The following is a 16,946-nucleotide window of genomic DNA, read 5'->3' as shown; positions in this document are numbered from 1 at the left end:
GCCCGGACGCGCGCACGCAACCGGCACCGGGCGGCGCCGCACCCGCGACACCGCCGCCGCCCGCGCGGCGCAAGCACCTCGTGCGCGCGCTCGTCGCCGTGTTCGCGCTCGGCATCGTCGGCTGGGGCATCTGGTACGTGCTCGTCGGCCGCTGGTACGAAGCCACCGACAACGCATACGCGCAAGGCAACGTCGTCGAGCTGTCGCCGCAGGTGACTGGCACCGTCGTGTCGATCGACGCGGATGACGGCAACCTCGTGCGCGCCGGCACGCCGCTCGTCCGTCTCGATGCGAGCGACGCGCAGATCGCGCTCGCAGCCGCGCAGGCCGACCTCGCGGCAACGGTACGCAAGGTGCGCGGCCTGTACAGCAACGAGCGCGGGCTCGCGAACAGCATCGACGGCGCGCGCGCCGAACTCGACGCGCGACGCATCGCGCTCGACAAGGCGAAGGCCGACTACAGCCGCCGCGAGGATCTCGGCCGCTCCGGTGCGATCTCGCGCGAGGAGCTCGCGCATGCGCGCGATACGCTGACGTCCGCGCAAAGCGCGTACGCGGCCGCGCAAAGCGCGCTCGCGACGTTGAGCGAGCAGCATCAGACGAGCAAGGCGCTCGTCGACGACACCGCGGTCGCGTCGCATCCCGACGTGCAGGCCGCGGCCGCACGACTGCGCGCCGCATACCTCGCGCGCGCCCGCACCGACATCGTCGCGCCCGTGACCGGTTATGTCGCGAAGCGCACGGTGCAGGTCGGGCAGCGCGTGTCGCCCGGCGTGCCGCTGCTCGCGGTCGTGCCGCTGCGCGAACTGTGGGTCGACGCGAACTTCACCGAGAAGCAGCTCGAGCACATGCGCATAGGGCAACCGGTCGAACTGACCGCCGACCTGTACGGCGACGCGGTGCGTTACAGCGGCCGCGTGCAGAGCCTCGGCGTCGGCACCGGCAGCGCGTTCTCGCTGCTGCCCGCGCAGAACGCGACCGGCAACTGGATCAAGATCGTGCAACGGCTGCCGGTGCGCATCGAACTGACGGACCCGGCCCAGCTCGACGCGCATCCGCTGCGGATCGGCCTGTCGATGCACGCACGCGTCGACCAGCACGACCGCAGCGGTGCGATGCTGTCGCATCGCGAGCAACGCGCGCCCGTGTTCCGCACCGACGTGTACCGCGACGAGCTCGCGCGCGCCGACAGCCTGATCGCCGACGTCGTGCATGCGAACCAGCCCGCGGCGGTGCGCACGGAGCGTGTGCGATGAGCGGCCCGATGGCGGCCGCCGATGCCGGCTTTCGTCCGTCGAGCGTCGCGCTGACGACCTTCGGCCTCGCGCTCGCGGTCTTCATGCAGGTGCTCGACGGCACCGTCGCGAACGTGTCGCTGCCGACGATCGCCGGCAACTTCGGCGTGAGCACGACGCAAAGCGCATGGGTCGTCACGACGTTCTCGGTCAGCAATGCGATCGCACTGCCGCTGACCGGGTTTCTCGTCAAGCGCATCGGGCAGGTCAGGCTGTTCGTGTGGGCGACGCTCGCGTTCACGTTTGCGTCGCTGCTGTGCGGCCTCGCGCAAAACCTGCCGCAACTCGTCGCGTTCCGCGCGCTGCAGGGCCTGGTGGCCGGGCCGATGATCCCGACCACGCAGGCGCTGATGCTGTCGATCTACCCGCCGCAACGACGCGGTTTCGCGCTGTCGATGATCGCGATGGTCACCGTCGTCGCGCCGATCGCGGGCCCCGTGTTCGGCGGCTGGGTCACCGAGCATTACTCATGGCGCTGGGCGTTCCTGATCAATTTGCCGATCGGCGTGTTCGCCGCGATGTGCGTATTCGCGCAGATGCGTGCGCGCGTCGAGACGACCGTCGCCGCGCGCGTCGACTACGTCGGCCTCGCCGCGCTCGTGGTCGGCGTCGGCGCGCTGCAGATCGTGCTCGACAAGGGCAACGAAGCCGACTGGTTCAACTCGACGTTCATCGTCGTGATGTCGGTGGTCGCCGCGTTCGGCATCGCGCTGTTCCTGATCTGGGAGCTCAACGAACCGAACCCGATCGTGAACCTGCGGCTGTTCGCACATCGCAACTTCGCGGCCGGCACGCTGACGCTCGTGCTCGCGTATTCGGCGTTCTTCGCGGTCAACGTGATCGTGCCGCAGTGGCTGCAGCGCACGCTCGGCTACACCGCGTTCTGGGCCGGGCTCGCGGTCGCGCCGATGGGCGTGATCCCCGTGCTGATGACACCGTTCATGGGCAAGTACGCGCCGCGCTTCAACATGCGCGTGCTCGTGTGCTGCGCGTTCGCGATCCTCGGCACGTCGTCGTTCCTGCGTGCGGGCTTCGTGCCCGACATCGACTTCACGCACATCGCGCTGATCCAGCTGCTGCAGGGCCTTGGCCTCGCGCTGTTCATCATGCCGATCAACAGCATCCTGCTGTCCGACCTGAAGCCGGACGAAATCGCCGCCGGCTCCGGCCTGTCGACGTTCCTGCGTACGCTCGGCGCGAGCTTCGCCGTGTCGATCACGTCGTTCCTGTGGGACCGGCGCGCGATCCTGCATCACGCGCAGCTCAGCGAGCACGTGAGCGCGTTCGATCCGGCCGTGCGGGCCGAAGTCGCGCGGCTCGGCGGCGGCGATCCGCAGCGCGCGGCGACGCTGCTGAGCAACCTGGTCGATGCACAGGCCTACCAGATTTCGTTCAACGACGTTTCGTTCGCGCTCGGCTGCGTGTATCTCGCCGTGATCGCGGTGGTGTGGCTCGCCCGCCCGCCGTTCGGCCCCGGCGCCGCCGCGAAACGATGAAGCGGGCGCTGCGCGGCCCGTTCCGACCCATGCTGTTCAATTCGATGGAGGTTGACCCGATGCATACCCACCACGCTGGAGAAACGCCGTCCGACCTGGCGACGCTTGCGGTGTTCGACGTCACGGAATTTCCGCTCGTCGTCGTGCGCAACGATGCGATCGCGGCCGGCTACGCGCAGCGCTGGCTCGACGACATGCACACGCTGATGCGGCACGGCGAGCCGTTTGTCATGATCTTTCCGCCGGCCCGCCCGGACGAACCGCACGACGACCGCAAGGAGCGCGGCATGTGGCTCAAGCAGAACCGCGCCGCGCTCGCCGAGGTCTGCCGCGCACTCGTCACGATCGAACCGGACCCGAAGGAACGCGCCGCGGCCATCGCGAACGCGGCCGGCATCGAAAAGGCGTTCGGGATTCCGCTCGACGTGACGGCTTCGCTCGAAGACGCGAAGCAGGCGGGCCGGCGACGCCTGACCGAGGCGCTCTAGCGCGGTCCGTTCGCGCGCAACGCCTCGAACCGGTTGCGCAAGTCCGCCTGAATGCAGATTCCAACTAGATAAACGGGGTGGCTTGTATGAATGGACTGGATTGTCTGAAATGGTTGGTACCCGGCGACACGGACGCGTCATGGCAGCGGATGACCGACGCGGCCGCCGGGATGGGGTTCGACAAGGTCGTGCTGATCGTGTTGCCGTTTACCGGCGCGTCGTTCGATCTCGCGCGCAAGTGGAGCAGCGGCGTGCCTGGATGGACGGCGCTGTACCGGCAGCGCCAGTTCGACCGCGTCGACCCGATGCTGCGGCATTGCTTCCGCTCGGCGCTGCCGCTCGTCTGGGACGACGCGCTGTTCGCGCTGCCCGAGCAGCGGCCGTGCTACGAAGCGGCGTCCGCGTACGGCATGCGCAGCGGCGTCGTGCTGCCGGTGCGCGGCGCGAAAGGGGAGGTCGGCATGCTGTCGTGCGCAAGCGCGGACGACCTCGGCCGTACGCGCGAGCGCTGCGACCGCCATCTCGCGGCGCTGACGCTGCTGCGCGACATCGCGTGCGAAGCGATCGCCGACACGCGTTGCCATGCACCGCCCGACAGCGTGCCGCGGCTCAGCCGGCGGGAAGTCGAATGCCTGCGCTGGCACGCGGCCGGCAAGACGTCGTGGGAAATCGGCCATATCCTGAACGTGACCGAGTCGTGCATCAATTTCCACTTCATGAATATCCGCCGCAAGTTCAACGTGTCACGTCGGCACGAAGCCGTGCTGCGCGCGGTCGAGTGGGGGTTGATCAGCATCTCCGACGTGACGGTGCCCACCTGATGCGGGTGCGCCCGCGAGCCAGCGATCGAGAAACGCGCTGAGCCATGCCGCCGTCGCGCGGTCGTGCCGCAGGCCCTCATTTGCCTGCGTCGCGAGATCCTGCGCGCCGGGCGCCGACAGCTTGTGAGCGGCGGCCGTGCTCCAGCGCCGCATCATCGGATAGCTCACTTCCGGATGAAACTGGACGCCGTACGCGCGCGGCCCGTAACGAACGGCCTGGTTCTCGAAATGCTCGCCGGTCGCGAGGATCTCGAGCCCGGCGACGCGCTCGAAGCCCTCGCGATGCCACTGGTAGACATGCGACGGCCATGAACCGAGCCGTCGGCCGGCGGGCGTCGCGGCGATCGGCCAATAGCCGATTTCCGCACGCCCGTCCCGATGCGCGCTCACACGGCCTCCCAGATGGCGGATCATCATCTGCGCGCCGAGGCAGACGCCGAGAAAGGGCGCGGCCTCGCGCAGCGGCACGCCGATCCAGTCGATCTCGTCGCGCATCCAGCGATCGCCGTCATTCGCGCTCATCGGGCCGCCGAACACCACGGCGCCCGCATGATCGGCGAGCGTCGCCGGCAACGGATCGCCGAGCGGCGGGCGCCGAATGTCGAGCGGATGGCCGCGGGCCGCGAGCAGCCGCCCGATCCGGCCGGGGCTCGACTGTTCGCGATGCAGGACGATCAGGATCGGACGAAGTGCAGAGTGCGTCATGTCGTTTGATTGAGTAGGAAGTCAGCCCGGCTGGCCGCGCAGCGCGTCGAACGACACCATCACCTGTTCGCGGTAGGCGGGCCGTCGGCACAGGCGGGCGTACCAGGCCTCGACGTGCGGCAACGGCGGCCGCTCGACGTCGAGCGAGAAATAGCGGAACAGCGTCGCGCCGGCCGGAATGTCGGCCAGGCCCGGCGTTGCGCCGCCCAGAAAAGGCTGCGTCGACAACAGCCGGTCGAGCAGCCGGTAGTGCGTGGCGCTGCGCTCGGCCTTGTCTCGCACGATCGCGTCGTCGCGCCGCTCCCGCGGCGTTCGCACCAGCGCCCAGAACAACCCGGTCATCACGTCGGGCTCGAGCGAAGTCTGCGACCAGTCCATCCAGCGCTCCGCGCGCGAACGTGCGAACGTGTCGCGGCACCAGAACGGATTGTTCGGCACGCGCGCGGCGAGATAACGCAGGATCGTGTGCGACTCCCAGACGACGTCGCCGTCCCAGTCGATCACCGGGATCCGGCAGGTCGGGTTCAGCGCCGCGAACGCGGGCGTCCGCAGCGAGCCGTGCTCGCCGCCGGCCGGGATGTGCCGGTACGGCAGTCCCAGCTCGCCGATGAGCCATAACACCTTCTGCACGTTGAACGACGTGCGGCGGCCCCAGACGGTCAGCATCGCGCGGCATCCCCGCAGGCACCGGCATCCGCGCACGCCGCATAGCGGTCGAGACCGGCGGCGAGATCGGCGATCAGGTCGTCGGCATCCTCGAGCCCGATGTGCAGGCGCACGCCGCGGCTGCCGGGCGGCCAGCGCTCCGCGAGGCCGTGCGCGCCCAGCTCGAACGGCAGCGCAAGGCTCTCGTAGCCGCCCCACGAATAACCGAGACCGAACAGCGTCAGGTGGTCGAGAAACGCTTCGATCGCGTGCTGCGGCGCAGGCCGCAGCACGATCGAGAACAGCCCCGATGCGCCGCCGAAATCGCGGCGCCACAGCGTGTGGCCGTCGTCGCCGGGCAGCGCCGGATACAGCACGCGCTGCACCTCGGCGCGCGACGCGAGCCAGCTCGCGACCGCGAGCGCGTTGCGCTGGTGCTGCCGCAGCCGCACGCCGAGCGTGCGCAACCCGCGCACCGCGAGGTAGACGTCGTCGGGGCCCGCGCACAGACCGAGATCGCCGTGCAGTTGCTTCAGCGCGGGCCACGCGCGCTCGTTGGCCGATACCGTGCCGAGCATCGCATCCGAATGCCCGACCAGGTACTTGGTGCCGGCCTGGATCGACAGGTCAATGCCGAACGCATGCGGCCGGAAGAAGAGCGGCGTGGCCCAGCTGTTGTCCGCGATCACCAGCGCGCCGTGCGCATGCGCGAGCCGGACAAGCGCCGGGATATCGTGCATGTCGAATGTATAGGATCCCGGAACTTCGACGTACAGTGCCCGCGTGTTCGCGCGGAATGCGGCTGCAACGGGCGTGCCGGCGTCGTACCAGGTCGTCTCGACGCCGAGCCGCGCGAGCACGCCTTCGCACGCATGACGCACCGGGCCGTAGACCGATGCGGTCATCAGCAGGTGATCGCCGGGTTTCAGGCAGGACAGCAGCGCAAGCGTGCACGCGGACAACCCCGACGGACACAGCACCGCTCCGGCGCCGCCTTCGAGGCTCGTCACCGCGCGCTCGAGCGCGTCCGTCGTCGGTGTGCCGCGGCGGCCGTAGATATACGGCTGCGTACGGTTCAGCAGATCCGACACCGTCGGGCTGAGCACGGTCGACGCATGGTAGACGGGCGGATTGACGAAACCGTGCCACGCGGCGCTGTCGCGGCCCGCGTGCGCGAGCCGCGTGTCTTCGTGCAGTCGGTCGTGCATGACGTCGCGCGGCTGCGACGCGTGTGCGGCGGACTTCACGGCCATAGCGCGCACCGTTCCCAGCGCTGACCGGCGCGACGGTAGGCCTGCCGCGCGAAGCGCCGCGCGCTGTCTGCGCGCCAGAATTCGGCTTCGTCCGGCGCCAGTGCGTACAGGTGCCAGTCGTCCGACGCGAGGGTCGGGTCGGCGGCCAGCCGCGCGAGCTGCGCGTCGATCGCGCGCGTCAGGTCGGCGGGATCGTCGAGCCGTTCGCTTTGCCGTCCGGCCAGGATGCTCGCGCGCGACCGCTCGGGGCGGCCCGCGAAATCGGCGCGGCCTTCGGCAGCCGGCAGCCGTTCGACCGGGCCGCTCAGCCGGACCTGGCTCGCGATCGCCGGCCAATAGAACGTCAGCGCGGCGTACGGCCGATTTTCGAGCTGGCGCCCCTTGGGGCTGCGCGTGCTCGCCGCGAAATGCCAGCCGCGCGCGTCGACGTTCAGCAGCACGACGGAGCGCGCATCGGGCCGTCCGTCCGGGCGGACCGTCGACAGCGTCATCACCTGCGGTTCGAGTGCCCCGGCGGCGACGGCCTCGTCGAGCCAGCGCTCGAACTGCGCGTGCGGCGTGTCGGGCCAATCCTGGGCGGGCACGTGCGGCGCCGCGTGCGCGAGTGTTTTCAGCGCCTTCAGGCGCGTTGCGATCGTATCCATGGCGTGGCTCATGCGATGCCGAAGCGGGCCGCGCGGCCGATCAGCCGATGCGCGGCGAGATAGTCGGGGACTTCCGCGAGGAACCCGTCGACGACGGCCGCGGCGACGCGGCGGCCGCGGGATTCGCGCCGCGCGGTGTCGAACGCGTCGATCACGCGGCGGGCGAGGGCGACTTCGTCGGCCGTCGGCGTGAGCACGCGATTGACGACCGGCACGAATTGCGCGTTGACGATCGCTTTCGCCTGATAACCCAGGCCGCGCGACACGCGCATGTCGAGCTCCGCGCCTTCGTTGTCGGCATAGCTGTACGGGCAGTCGATCGCCGTGACGCCGACCGCCGCGCATTCGACGCGAAAACGCGAGCGCACATAGTCGAGCTCGCGGCCCGCGCGCGTGCGCTCGGCGCCCATGTCGGCCACCATGTCCTCGGTCGCGACGAGCACGGCCGTCACGCGCGGGCTCGAACGCGCGATCGCCATCGTGTTCACGAGGCCGAGCGTCGTCTCGACGTTCGGCACCAGTTCCGTCGAACCGGGCGCGATATCGTATTCGCGCTCGAAACGCGTCACGGCTTCGTCGAGCGCGACGACCTGCTCGGGCGCCGCGACATACGACATCATCACGATGTCCGGGCGGCCGCGCATCGCGGCGCGCAGGTCGTCGATCCCGCCCGCGTCGAGCGGGTTCACGCGCACGGATGCCAGTATGCCGGCGTCGCGCCAGCCCGCGAGCACGCGCTCGCTGAGCTCGCGCGCGGCCGGACGCCGGTCGGGCGGCGTAAAGGTTTCGAGTTCCTGGATCAGGACGTCAGCGCCGCTCGCGGCGCCGTCAACGAGCGCATCGTGATCGGCGCCGGCGAGAAACAGCCAGGAGCGGCGCAGGCGGGAAGGGCGTCGGTTCGTCGGTGTCATGCGTGGTTTCCTGTAGGGCGCGTGTTACGCGTATCGATGGCGCGGGCGTTCAGCCGGCGCGCATCATCTGGTTGAAGATGTTCTTGCGATGCATTTCCTCGGTCCCGCCGACGCTCATGAAGCCGAGCGCATCCGATGCGAATGCGGCCACCGGCCCGGCCTGGTAGCCGAGGCTGCCGTACAGCCGCACGAGGCCGAGCGCGCCGTCGACGAGATCCTGCGCGCCGACCAGCTTCGCGATCGAGCAGGTCATCAACGCGTGCGGGTGATCCGTCAGCAGCTGCGCGAGCGCGCCGCGCGCGAGCCACGTGCCGCGCTCGATGCCGATCTGCAGGTCCACGAGACGGCCCTGCACGTACTGATGCGCGTCGATCGTGCTGTCGAAGCTGCGCCGGTCGCGGCAATAGCCGATCGCGTCTCGCAGGTACGGCGCCGTCACTTGCGCGGCAGCGAGGCCGTAGTAGAGGCGGCCGAGCGAAATGATGTCGATCAGGTTGCCGAGCCCCGCACCGGGCTCGCCCAGCAACTGGCTGCGCGCGATCGGGCAGTCGTCGAAATGCAGCGCGCCGGTGGGCAGATCGTCGAGGCCGAGCTTGCGGTCGGGCGCGGCGACGGTCATGCCCGGCTGGTCGCGATCGACGATCACGAGCGCGGTATTGCGCCGGCCGGGCGTATCGATGCGCGTGACGACGAGGATGAAGCGCGCGAGCGGCGCATGCGCGATATTGAATTTGCTGCCGGTCAGCCGATAGCCGTCGCCGTGCTCGACCAGCTTCGTCGCAATGCTGCGCACGTCGGTGCCGGTGCCCGGTTCGGCGATCGCGGTCGCGCTCAGCTCGCCGCGCAGGATCGCGCCGAAATAGCGGTCCCGCTGCGGCGCCGTGCCGTATCGTTCGAGCGCGCGCACCATGCCGGCCTGCGCGATCACCGACAGCAGCAACGCCGGGCGGCGGATCGCCGACGCAAGCCCCTCGAGCGCCGCGGAAAAGTGCCACCAGCCGTGACCGTCGCCGCCATACGTCTCCGGCACGATCATGTCCCACAGTCCTTCCTGCCCGAGCCGCGCCCAGCCGGCTGCGTCGAAGCCGACAGGCACGCTGCCGTCGTGCTCCGCGGCAGCGGCGATCTCCGCGCCGATCCCGCGAAAACGCGCGAGCGTCGCATGCTGTTCCTGCGTCCAGTCAAATGGCATCTGTCGTGTCTCCGGTCGAAGCGGCGCGGCCTTCGACGGCGCGCCAGCGATGTCGACAAGATTACGGGGGCACGGACAGCAGGGGTACTGGCAGTAGTGGTAGTTGCCGGGTGCGTGCTCGGCACGCCGTCGAAGATCGACCGCGGTGTCGCGGATGCGGCCCCGTCGTTTCCTCGCGCGCGCATTTCGCAAGCCGACTGCCACGGTGGTCGTGCCTCAGGCGATCAACAGCGCTGCATCGATCGGCAGGCCTCGGCGCTGGTCGGCAAGGACAGCGGGGCATGGCAGCCGCCGCCGGATTTACCGCCCCGGTCGTAGGGCAGAGAGAAGTCGGCTCGTCGTGGCACGACAAATATCATTCAAATTGGCATCTGTGCGTCGGCGCCGGGTTCTGCCGCTCATGCAGCCGTCAATAGACGCCTGGCTCGCCTGCCGGGCGATGCTTGAACCGTCGGTGCACCCAGTAGTACTGCTCGGGAAATCGAAGGATCTGCTCCTCGAGAAAGGAATTCATCGTGCGCGCATCGAACGACTCGCTGCCGGTCGGATAGCTGTCGAGCGGCTCGAAGATGGTCAGCTTGTAGCCGCGGAATTCCGGCAGCACTTCGGTCACGAACGGTACGACCCGCGCGCCGCTCAGCTTCGCCAGCCGCGATACCGACGTCAACGTGCAGGCCTGCACGCCGAACAGCGGCGCAAACACCGAACCCGTCGTGCCGTGATCCATGTCCGCGGCGAGCATCACCGGGGTGCCCGCGCGAAGTAGTCTGACGAGGTGTTTCGCGCTCGCACTGCGTTCGATCATCTCGGCGCCGAAGCGCCCGCGCTGACGTTTGGCGAGGTCGCACACGCGACGGTTCGACATGCGCGTGTAGAGTGCCGCCACGGGCAGCGACGACGAATAGAGCATGCAGCCCACCTCGATGCCGACGAAGTGAAATCCCATGAAGATCGTCGGCGGCGCATCCGGATCGTGGAGATCGATGCGGCTGTCCATCTCGACCAGGCGATTGAGCGACCGAGCGTTGCCGAACCACTGGAATCCGCGCTCCAGGTAGCTCCGGACGACATGTTCGAAATGGGCACGCGCGAGCACGTCGCGCTCCTCGTCGGTCTTCAGCGGAAAGCAGAGTTGCAGGTTGACATGCACCACGTGCTTGCGTCGGCTCGGTATCCGGTAGAGCGCAGCGCCGATGCCGCTGCCGGTTCTCGCGACCAGCGAGTACGGAAGAATGGACAGGAACCGTAGGAGGCCGAACAGCAGCCAATACCCGAGAGCGTTCATGATGATGATGGACTTCCGTCTGATGACTGCCCGGCGCCGCTCGAGTCGAGTGATGGGGTACGGGGAAATCGGGTTGTGTCGAGACCGTGCAGGGCAGTTGCTTGCGCGACCGCCTCCGACGGCGGCCGCGCGCCAGCGCCGATGATGGCCGACCGCTTCGATCCGACGTTCGAAGCGATACATGATGGCGGGCGGAAAGTTCATCCACGCGATGCCGAGCCGGACGGCGCGGATGCGCATGGCCTCCAGATAGCGCGCCGGGTTCGGGCAGCGCGGCACATACGTGAATCGATGGAACGCGCCACCGGCAGCCAGGTGGCGCGCGAAGGCGCAGGGAACGATCGCGGCGGCCGGTTCGACCGGCATCGCGACGATGTGGCAATCCGCTCACGATAACACGTGCGTGCTCCCCGCCGAAGAAGTCGCCCGTCATGCCGTAGACCAAAATAAAGTCGTCACCGTTTGCGAAGGAAAGTTGTCATTTCGCCGGTCGATGTCGACTGGAAGATTCGAAACTCTCGGAAATTCATGAGGTTGTGCGTTGCGAAATAAAGTTGTCACTGGCCGCGGCCTTGAGAAGACCAGTGTCAACTCCCCTGCGGCGCCGGCACCTCCTGGTCACGCGTTGCCCTGATCGCCAGTTTCGGGCCGTAATCAGGCCATCGTGATAAGAAGGTACTCGCTGGCGCGTTCATCCCGACGTCAGGATCGGCACGCGACAAAGAATGGCTGTTCTGGGGCGACGCGAACGATGCTGAACGACCCAGAATTGCCGTTCGCTGGATCAAAGTTTTGGCGTCGGGTAACGAAATACACCAGTCATTCGACTACAGGGCCGTAATCTCAAAAAGACCGGACTCGATGCCATGGTGGCCGCACCATGATCAAACGACGCTTCAAACGAGGCAATGCGTCGGAAAAAACCATCGCGGTTTTCGTCAGACCAGTCGACTAGCCCCGCGAGTGGCTCAAGCGGGCAGGTCTAAACTCAAAAGAGCTAACTTCAGTGCCTAGCGCCGTGCGATCGAGGCGACGTTGCCCACGCTGTCTAATACACGATGGCGCTGTTGCGTCAGCCCGCCCGCGTATTGACTGCGACGTTCGCATTGCCGTACTGCTGCGACTGAGCATGGCATTAGGTAAGCAGCGGTGTAAACCCCAACTCATCATTCCCACTGAATGGGAATCGCATTTTTGTCCAGCGGGAGCGACGTGGCATTCTGCGTCATCGGAATCGCAACTCTTCGGGCAAGACTCAACGTGAAACAGGAATCCAGCGTCATCGGCGCCGAGCGCCTGCTGCTCGTACTTACTGCGCTCGCGAGCCACGGTAAAGCCATGTCCGTGAAGGACATGCTCGGCGTGACCGGCCTCGCGCAAAGCACGCTCTATCGCCAAATCACGCTGCTTAAGCGCTGGGGCTTCGTGACGGAGGACGCGGGCTGCTATGCCCCCGGTCCCGTGAGCTTGCAGCTCGCACTCGGCTTCGACATCAATTCGATGCTGGTCGAAGCGAGCCGCGACGGCATGGCGGAGCTCTCGCGCGCGACGCAGGAGAGCGTCGGGCTCATCATCGCCGTGAACGACCAGGTGATCTGCCTCGAAATGGTCGAGAGCACGCACTCGCTGCGTTGCTCGTTCGAAAAGGGCCGCGCGGTGCCGTTGCGCGCGGGCGCGTCCGCCAAGTCGCTGCTCGCCTTCATGGCGGAGAAAACGCGCAACGAGGCGCTGGAGCGTCAGTTCGCCGGTGACGACACGGCGCGGGCCGCCCTTGAAACGGAGCTTGAGCGAATTCGCGCGCGCGGTTATGCCGTAAGCGACAGCGAAGTCGATCCCGGCGTCTGGGGCGTGAGTGCGCCGGTGTTCCGGCGAATGTCGCGCAGCGCGGGCGCATGCGCATCAATCACGCTGATGGCCCCGTCCTCGCGCGCGGCGGGTCGCGAACAACAACTCGCCGACTGGACCGTGCGAACGGCCAACAGCATCTCCACCCGACTGCAATCTGCCTGAGCCTCACTCAACGACGATCACACACTCTGGAGCCCGCACCATGAAACTGAAAACCCTTCTCTCCGCTGCAAGCCTCGGCATGGCGCTGCTGACGGCGATCGCGCCCGGCACGGCATTCGCGCAGGATTCGAACGTGCTCAACGTTGCAACCGACGCGACCTTCCCGCCGATGGAATTCGTCGACAAGGGCCAGCGCACCGGCTTCGACATCGACATCATGAACGCACTGGCCAAGGCGATGGGCAAGCAGGTCCAGTGGACGGACATCGACTTCAAGGGGCTGATTCCGGGTCTCGTGGCTCGGCGGTTCGACGCGGCGATCTCGGGCATCTACATCACGCCGGAGCGCGCGCAGGTGGTCGATTTCACTCAGTCGTACTTCGCGGGCGGCCTCTCCGCGCTCGTCAAGGCGGACTCGCCGATCAAGACCCTCGCCGATCTCAACGGCAAGAAAGTAAGCGTGCAGGTCGGCACCAAGTCCGTCAATTTCCTGCGCGACAACTATCCACAGGTGCAGCGCGTGGAGGTGGAAAAGAACCAGGAAATGTTCGATCTCGTCGGTATCGGCCGTGCCGACGCCGCCGTCACTGGCAAGCCCGCAGCGTACCAGTTCGTGCGCACGCGCCCCGGTTTCCGCGTGCTCGATAAGGAGCTGACGACCGAAGCGTACGGCATCGCGGTGCGCAAGGACGAATCGCAACTGCGCGACCAGATGAATGCCGCGCTCGCGAAGATCAAGGCGGACGGCACCTACAACGCTATCGTGAAGAAGTGGTTCGGCGCGAGTGCCAGCACCACGGCGAACGCGAAGTAATCCGGCGGACCCGAATCATGCAACTCGACTTCACGCCGGCATTCGCCGGTTGGGCCGACATCGCGCACGGCGCGCTGGTCACGGTGGAAGTGACCGCCGCCGCGCTCGTGCTCTCGTGCCTGCTCGGCCTCCTGATCGGCATCGGCCGGCTCTATCCGCAGCGGCGGCTCGTTTATGGCTTCTGCACCGGCTATCTGATCTTCTTCCGCGGCACGCCGCTGCTCGTGCAGCTGTTTCTGCTGTTCTTCGGCTTGCCGCAATTCGACATCCTCTTGCCCGCGTTCGTGTGCGGCATGCTCGGGCTCGGGCTGTATTCGGCGGCCTACGTGTCGGAGATCGTGCGCGGTGCGATCCAGTCGGTGGATCGCGGACAGATGGAAGCGGCGCGCTCCATCGGCATGTCGTCGGGACAGGCCATGCGCGCGATCATTCTGCCGCAGGCCATCGTGCGCATGATTCCCCCGCTCGGCAACGAGTTCATCGCGCTAATCAAGAACTCGGCCCTGGTGTCGCTGCTGACGATTCACGACCTCATGCATGAAGGCCAGAAGATCATCAGCGTGTCCTACCGGTCGCTCGAGGTGTATATCGTGATCGCGCTCGTGTATCTCGTGCTCACGCAAACGACCAACTTCATTCTTCATCGCGTCGAGCGTCGGCTGCGCGCAGGAGGTATGGTGCAATGAGCAGCGCTCAACCTATCGTCAGCATTCGCGAACTCACGAAGTCGTTCGGCACACATCGCGTATTGAACGGCATCGACTTCGACATACAGCCGAGCCAGGTCGTGGTCGTGATCGGGCCGAGCGGTTCGGGCAAGAGCACGTTCCTGCGCTGCTGCAACGGGCTGGAGCAGCCCGAGCGCGGCACGATCGATATCTGCGGCCACCGGCTCGTCGATCACGGCACGATGCTCAAGGACCGCTCGCTCAACGCGCTGCGCACCGAAGTGGGCATGGTGTTCCAGTCGTTCAACCTGTTTCCACATCTCTCGGTGCTGCACAACATCACGGTGGGTCCCCGCATGCTGCGCGGCGCCTCGAAAGCCGACGCCGAAGCCGCTGCGCTTGCCCTGCTCAAAAAGGTGGGCCTCGAGCACAAGGCGCATGCGATGCCCGCCAGCCTTTCTGGCGGCCAGAAGCAGCGCGTCGCCATCGCGCGGGCTCTGGCGATGCAGCCGCGTGTCATGCTCTTCGACGAACCGACTTCGGCGCTCGACCCCGAACTCGTGGGCGAAGTGCTGCAGGTGATGAAGCTGCTCGCCTCCGAAGGCATGACCATGCTCGTGGTCACGCACGAGATGGGCTTCGCGAAAGAAGTGGCGGACGTCGTGGTTGTAATGGACGGCGGCGAGATCGTCGAAGCGGGCCCTCCCGCGCAGATTTTCTCGACGCCCACGCAACCCCGTACGCGCTCATTCCTCCAGGCAGTGCTGTCGCGCGCGTGAGCCCGACCTTGATACGCGGCGCCGCACTCGTGGCGTCGCCGTGGAAGAACGGCGGCGGCATCACGCGCGAAGTCGCGTCCTGTGCGTACGAGTGGCGCGTGAGCATTGCCGATATCGATCGCGACGGACCGTTCTCGCGTTTCGACGGCATCGACCGCCTGTTGATAGTTCTCGACGGGGCAGGGATGACGCTCGGCGCAGGCGTCCTGGGTGAGTTTGACGTCGCGCGTTTCCCCGGCGAGGCGCCGGTGACGGCACACCTCGCAAACGGCCCGGTGCGGGTGTTCAACCTGATGACATACCGTGGCGCGGCGCGCGCCTCGGTCGACATCGTGCGCGCACCGGGGCGCCGGACCCTCGCCGCGGACACGGTTTTGCTGCTTTGCGCGCAGGGATCTGTCGAGGTGCAGGCCGGGCCGGCGTGCATCGCGCTGACGCCACTAGACACGCTGCGCATCGACCGGACGAATCCCGTCGAGATCGCCATAGAAGGAGACGGCGTGCTGGTGTGCACGTCGCTGGATACGGAAGCCGACTCTTGAATTCATCCCCGAAATCGCTCTTCGCAGCGCATGCGCTGCTGCCGGACGGCTGGTGTACCAACGTGCTGATCGAGTGGAACGACGCCGGTACGCTCGTCGCCGTTACGCCCGACACGACCACCGCGCCGGCGGATGCCGCGCGTGCAGCGGGGCCGGTCATTCCGGGCATGCCGAACCTGCATTCGCACGCGTTTCAGCGCGCCATGGCCGGCCTCACGGAGTACCGTGCCAATCCCACGGACAGCTTCTGGAGCTGGCGCGACCTGATGTACCGATTCGCCGCACGCATCACGCCCGAGACGCTGGGCGCGATAGCGCGCTGGCTGTATGTCGAGATGCTCAAGGCCGGCTATACGTCCGTCTGTGAGTTCCACTATGTGCACCACGCTCAGGACGGCGGCCGTCACGCGCATCCGGCCGAACTCGCGCAGCGCGTCGTGGATGCCGCGAGCGAGACCGGCATCGGCATGACGATGCTGCCGGTGCTCTACCAGTACAGCGGCTTCGGCGCTCAACCGCCGCGCGCCGATCAGCGCCGCTTCATCAACGCGACGGACGCCTTTCTGAAGCTTCTCGGCACGCTGCGCTCCGCGCGTCCGGAACACGGCGCGCTGTGTTACGGAATCGCGCCACACTCGCTGCGCGCTGTATCGGAAGATTCATTGCGCGCCGCGCTTGAAGGACTCGACGCGATGTCGCCTGGCGCACCAGTGCATATCCACATTGCGGAGCAGACAGCGGAAGTCGACGCCTGTGTCGCGACGCTTGGCGCGCGGCCCATACAATGGCTGCTCGAGCGTTTCGACGTCGACGCGCGCTGGTGCCTCGTGCATGCGACGCACGTCGACGAAAGCGAAACGCTCGCACTCGCTGAGAGCGGTGCGATTGCGGGCCTGTGCCTTACGACCGAAGCGAATCTCGGCGACGGCCTGTTCCCCGCAAGCGACTATCTCGATGCAGGAGGCGCGTTCGGCGTCGGCTCGGATAGCCATATCAGCGTGGACTGGCGCGCGGAACTGCGCTTGCTCGAATATGGCCAGCGGCTCGCGCGGCGTCAGCGCAACGTGCTGGCCTCGCCGCAGGCATCGCATGTCGCGGACCGCCTGTTCCATGGCGCGCTTGCGGGCGGCGCTCGTGCGACCGGCCGCGCGGCCGGTGCCCTCAAGCAGGGCGCGCGGGCGGACTGGATCGTGCTCGACCCTGACCATCCCGATCTCGCCGAGCAGACCAGCGCGACGTGGCTGTCGTCCGCAGTCTTTTGCGAGCACGGCGACACGCCGGTGCGCGACGTCTTCGTCGGCGGCGAGCGCGTGATCCACGAGCGCCGTCATCGCGACGAAGCCAGGCTTTACGCGGACTATCGCCGGGCGCTGGTGCAGCTTCTCGCCGACGCCTGAG

At 67.3% G+C, this 16,946-nt stretch carries 17 protein-coding genes; 10 read left to right on the top strand and 7 right to left on the bottom strand.

The window, feature by feature from the left end; all coding sequences use genetic code 11:
* The 4 genes from ACNQQL_RS26525 to ACNQQL_RS26510 all read left to right on the top strand — a co-directional run.
* The coding region (locus ACNQQL_RS26525; RefSeq protein ID WP_416392719.1) for an efflux RND transporter periplasmic adaptor subunit at positions 1-1,256 on the top strand (1,256 nt) is incomplete at its 5' end.
* Positions 1,253-2,791 carry a DHA2 family efflux MFS transporter permease subunit gene (locus ACNQQL_RS26520; RefSeq protein WP_072441108.1) on the top strand — a complete coding sequence of 513 codons (1,539 nt, stop codon included), beginning with the start codon at positions 1,253-1,255 and terminating at the stop codon, positions 2,789-2,791. The genes ACNQQL_RS26525 and ACNQQL_RS26520, both read left to right, overlap by 4 nt.
* A gap of 59 nt (positions 2,792-2,850) precedes the next feature.
* Positions 2,851-3,279: a hypothetical protein gene (locus ACNQQL_RS26515; protein WP_072441384.1), complete on the top strand. Its 429-nt coding sequence runs from the start codon at positions 2,851-2,853 to the stop codon at positions 3,277-3,279.
* A gap of 86 nt (positions 3,280-3,365) precedes the next feature.
* On the top strand, positions 3,366-4,100 hold the full coding sequence (locus ACNQQL_RS26510) for an autoinducer binding domain-containing protein (RefSeq protein ID WP_204423361.1): 735 nt from the start codon (positions 3,366-3,368) through the stop codon (positions 4,098-4,100).
* On the opposite strand, the gene ACNQQL_RS26505 is transcribed toward ACNQQL_RS26510, so the two are convergent.
* From ACNQQL_RS26505 to ACNQQL_RS26475, 7 genes are all read right to left on the bottom strand, one after another.
* The gene (locus ACNQQL_RS26505) at positions 4,023-4,805 is read right to left on the bottom strand and encodes a glutamine amidotransferase (protein ID WP_204423362.1); all 783 of its coding nucleotides are present in this window, start codon (positions 4,803-4,805) and stop codon (positions 4,023-4,025) included. The genes ACNQQL_RS26510 and ACNQQL_RS26505 overlap by 78 nt on opposite strands.
* A gap of 21 nt (positions 4,806-4,826) precedes the next feature.
* Positions 4,827-5,471 (bottom strand): glutathione S-transferase family protein, encoded by a 645-nt coding sequence (locus tag ACNQQL_RS26500; protein WP_347066827.1) that lies wholly within the window; start codon positions 5,469-5,471, stop codon positions 4,827-4,829.
* A complete protein-coding gene (gene metC, locus ACNQQL_RS26495; RefSeq protein WP_347066825.1) occupies positions 5,465-6,658 on the bottom strand; it encodes a cystathionine beta-lyase in 1,194 nt (397 codons plus the stop codon). Before metC ends, ACNQQL_RS26500 begins: the two co-directional genes overlap by 7 nt.
* Positions 6,659-6,693: 35 nt before the next feature.
* On the bottom strand, positions 6,694-7,347 hold the full coding sequence (locus ACNQQL_RS26490; RefSeq protein ID WP_204423364.1) for a pyridoxine/pyridoxamine 5'-phosphate oxidase: 654 nt from the start codon (positions 7,345-7,347) through the stop codon (positions 6,694-6,696).
* 8 nt (positions 7,348-7,355) lie between these two features.
* Positions 7,356-8,258 (bottom strand): HpcH/HpaI aldolase/citrate lyase family protein, encoded by a 903-nt coding sequence (locus ACNQQL_RS26485; RefSeq protein WP_347066822.1) that lies wholly within the window; start codon positions 8,256-8,258, stop codon positions 7,356-7,358.
* Positions 8,259-8,307: 49 nt separating this feature from the next.
* The gene (locus ACNQQL_RS26480; protein ID WP_347066820.1) at positions 8,308-9,450 is read right to left on the bottom strand and encodes an acyl-CoA dehydrogenase family protein; all 1,143 of its coding nucleotides are present in this window, start codon (positions 9,448-9,450) and stop codon (positions 8,308-8,310) included.
* Positions 9,451-9,859: 409 nt separating this feature from the next.
* The gene (locus ACNQQL_RS26475; protein ID WP_072441393.1) at positions 9,860-10,735 is read right to left on the bottom strand and encodes a lipid A biosynthesis lauroyl acyltransferase; all 876 of its coding nucleotides are present in this window, start codon (positions 10,733-10,735) and stop codon (positions 9,860-9,862) included.
* A 1,260-nt stretch (positions 10,736-11,995) separates the two neighbouring features.
* On the opposite strand from ACNQQL_RS26475, the gene ACNQQL_RS26470 reads away from it, so the two are divergent.
* Genes ACNQQL_RS26470 through ACNQQL_RS26445 form a run of 6 tightly spaced genes read left to right on the top strand, consistent with a single transcriptional unit; the run spans position 11,996 to position 16,945 of the window.
* Positions 11,996-12,745 carry an IclR family transcriptional regulator gene (locus tag ACNQQL_RS26470; protein ID WP_347066818.1) on the top strand — a complete coding sequence of 250 codons (750 nt, stop codon included), beginning with the start codon at positions 11,996-11,998 and terminating at the stop codon, positions 12,743-12,745.
* 40 nt (positions 12,746-12,785) lie between these two features.
* Positions 12,786-13,559, top strand: coding sequence for a transporter substrate-binding domain-containing protein (locus ACNQQL_RS26465; protein WP_006752178.1), 774 nt, complete (start codon positions 12,786-12,788; stop codon positions 13,557-13,559).
* Positions 13,560-13,576: 17 nt separating this feature from the next.
* Positions 13,577-14,245 (top strand): amino acid ABC transporter permease, encoded by a 669-nt coding sequence (locus ACNQQL_RS26460; protein WP_006752177.1) that lies wholly within the window; start codon positions 13,577-13,579, stop codon positions 14,243-14,245.
* Positions 14,242-15,006 (top strand): amino acid ABC transporter ATP-binding protein, encoded by a 765-nt coding sequence (locus tag ACNQQL_RS26455; protein ID WP_006752176.1) that lies wholly within the window; start codon positions 14,242-14,244, stop codon positions 15,004-15,006. The genes ACNQQL_RS26460 and ACNQQL_RS26455 overlap by 4 nt, the downstream gene beginning before the upstream one ends.
* Entirely contained in the window at positions 15,003-15,548 is a 546-nt protein-coding gene (locus ACNQQL_RS26450; protein ID WP_347066814.1) for a HutD family protein, read from the top strand. The genes ACNQQL_RS26455 and ACNQQL_RS26450 overlap by 4 nt, the downstream gene beginning before the upstream one ends.
* Positions 15,545-16,945, top strand: coding sequence for a formimidoylglutamate deiminase (locus ACNQQL_RS26445; RefSeq protein WP_072441124.1), 1,401 nt, complete (start codon positions 15,545-15,547; stop codon positions 16,943-16,945). Before ACNQQL_RS26450 ends, ACNQQL_RS26445 begins: the two co-directional genes overlap by 4 nt.
* The last annotated feature ends 1 nt before the right edge of the window (position 16,946 follow it).

Source organism: Burkholderia sp. LFS061 (assembly GCF_047978125.1).
Taxonomy (GTDB): Bacteria; Pseudomonadota; Gammaproteobacteria; order Burkholderiales; family Burkholderiaceae; genus Burkholderia; species Burkholderia pyrrocinia_C.
Note: the sequence above shows the minus strand (reverse complement) of the source record. Positions and strands in the feature narration are given on the sequence as shown.